The following is a 263-nucleotide window of genomic DNA, read 5'->3' as shown; positions in this document are numbered from 1 at the left end:
GTCATCGTCAGATCGTCCGCCAACATTCAGGCCGGCGCACGGACGCGGGCCTCGGCCGTGCTGCACGGCGTTTGGATCCTTGGGCTCGTGGCATTACTGCCGCAGCTGCTCGCGATGGTACCGCTGACCGCACTTGCCGCGGTGCTGCTTGTGACAGGATGGCGGCTGATCAGTCTCCATCACGTCCGGCACCTCTTCGATCATCACGGCTGGGTTCCCGTGGGAATCTGGACCGCGACGGTGGCGATGGTGGTGCTTCAGGA

At 64.6% G+C, this 263-nt stretch carries 1 protein-coding gene; it reads left to right on the top strand.

Features of this window, described 5'->3' with window-relative positions:
* A partial coding sequence (locus tag ACCD05_RS31945) for a SulP family inorganic anion transporter (protein WP_413397697.1) occupies nt 1–263 on the top strand: 263 nt, incomplete at both ends.

The organism is Rhizobium sp. Rhizsp42, assembly GCF_047304155.1.
In the GTDB taxonomy this organism is placed as follows: domain Bacteria; phylum Pseudomonadota; class Alphaproteobacteria; order Rhizobiales; family Rhizobiaceae; genus Rhizobium.
The sequence above is the reverse complement of the archived record's forward strand: the minus strand, read 5'-3'. Positions and strand labels throughout refer to the sequence as shown.